Source organism: Streptomyces sp. NRRL S-495, from assembly GCF_000966955.1.
Lineage (GTDB): Bacteria > Actinomycetota > Actinomycetes > Streptomycetales > Streptomycetaceae > Kitasatospora > Kitasatospora purpeofusca.
The window spans coordinates 1-1,878 of sequence record NZ_JZWY01000052.1; the positions used below are offsets into that span (position 1 = coordinate 1).

Annotated in this window: 2 protein-coding genes; both read left to right on the forward strand. The window is 72.5% G+C overall.

Annotated elements, in window-relative coordinates; genetic code table 11:
• Positions 1-262: 262 nt before the first annotated feature.
• Positions 263-910, forward strand: a complete 648-nt coding sequence (pgsA, locus tag VR45_RS04105) for a phosphatidylinositol phosphate synthase (RefSeq protein ID WP_045938296.1) — start codon at positions 263-265, stop codon at positions 908-910.
• Positions 911-926: 16 nt separating this feature from the next.
• Positions 927-1,878 (forward strand): phosphatidylinositol mannoside acyltransferase (locus VR45_RS04110; protein WP_045938297.1); only part of this gene is annotated, 952 nt, incomplete at its 3' end.

The window sequence follows — 1,878 nt, forward strand, 5'->3', positions numbered from 1 at the left end:
GGCGGAGGAGGGAGCCACTGCGGAGCATTGGCGACCGACGACAACGCGGCGAGGTGCGTGCCCCGGCGTCGCGGACCTGGGCTGAACCACAAGACTCGCCCTGGGGTACAAAGGCGTCGGGGGGCGCGCGAGCGGTCGGTGGGCGGGGAGTGTCGGCGGGCGTGGCTACGATGGGTGCGCCGGGCGGGCTGATCCGTCGGGTCGTCTGCCGCATTCTCCGCCGCAGGCGGGTACCAGGCAGATCGGAGCGGTCGGGAAGGCCATGCTCAACAAATACGCGCGTGCCTTCTTCACACGTGTCCTGACCCCGTTCGCCGCGTTCCTGATCCGGTTGGGTGTGAGTCCGGACACCGTGACGCTGGTCGGTACGGCCGGTTCGGTGGCGGGCGCGCTGGTGTTCTTCCCGCGCGGGGAGTTCTTCTGGGGCACCATCACGATCACGCTGTTCATCTTCTCGGACCTGGTGGACGGGAACATGGCGCGGCAGCTGGGGCGGACCAGCAAGTGGGGGGCTTTCCTCGACTCGACGCTGGACCGGGTCGCGGACGCCGCGATCTTCGGCGGCCTGGCCATGTGGTACGCGGGCAAGGGTGACAACAACCTGCTGTGCGCGGTGGCGGTGTTCTGTCTGGCGAGCGGGCTGGTGGTGTCGTACACCAAGGCACGGGCCGAGAGCCAGGGGCTGCCGTGCGACGTGTCGGGGCTGGTGGAGCGGGCCGAGCGGCTGGTGATCAGCCTGGTGGCGGCCGGTGTGGCGGGTCTGGCGACGTTCGGTGTGCGGTACGTGGAGTGGCTGCTGCCGGTGGCGCTGTGGCTGGTGGCGGCCGGCAGTCTGGTGACGGTGGTCCAGCGGATGGTGACGGTGCGCCGCGAGGCGTTCGAGGCGGACCGGGCGTCGGCCGGGAGCTGAAGGGGGCGGTGCCGCGGTGAAGGAACGAGTGGTGGACCGGCTGGTGTACTCGGCGTACGCGGCGGGCTGGGCGGTGCTCAGGCATCTGCCGGAGCCGGCGGCGCGGGCGCTGTTCGACCGGCTGGCGGATTCGGCGTGGCGGCGGCGCGGCAAGCGGGTGCTGCAGCTGGAGGCGAATCTGCTGCGGGTGTGCCCGGACGCGGACGAGGCCCGGCTGCGGGAGCTGTCGCGGGCCGGGATGCGTTCGTACATGCGGTACTGGCAGGAGTCGTTCCGGCTGCCGGTGTGGGGTCGCGCGCGGGTGCTGCGGGACGTCCGGGTGGACGGGTTCGAGCAGCTGCGGGAGGCGTTGGAGTCCGGGCGGGGCGCGGTGATAGCGCTGCCGCACATGGGCAACTGGGACCTGGCGGGCGCCTGGGTGGCCTCGCTGGGGTATCCGTTCACGACGGTGGCGGAGCGGTTGAAGCCGGAGCGGCTGTTCGACCGGTTCGTGGCGTTCCGGGAGAGCCTGGGCATGGAGGTGCTGGCGCTGACCGGCGGCTCGGTGAACGTGGTGGGCACGCTGGCGCGTCGGCTGCGGGCGGGGAAGCTGGTCTGCCTGGTGGGGGACCGCGACCTCTCGGAGGCGGGTATCGGGGTGTCGTTCTTCGGTGAGGCGACCCGGATGCCGGCCGGTCCGGCGGCGCTGGCGCAGCGGACCGGGGCGGCGCTGATGCCGGTCTCGCTCTGGTACGAGGGCCGGATCCTGCGGGGCCGGATCCATCCGGAGGTGCCGGTGCCGGAGGAGGGCGACCGGGCGGAGAAGACCAGGGTGATGACGCAGGCGATGGCCGACGTCTGGGAGGACGCGATCCGGGAGCACCCGGAGGACTGGCACATGCTGCAGCGCTTCTGGCTGGCCGACCTCCCGGTCCGTGAGACGGTGGAGGCGGGGCCGGCCCGCCCCGCGGACCCGGTGGTCGCCGGCC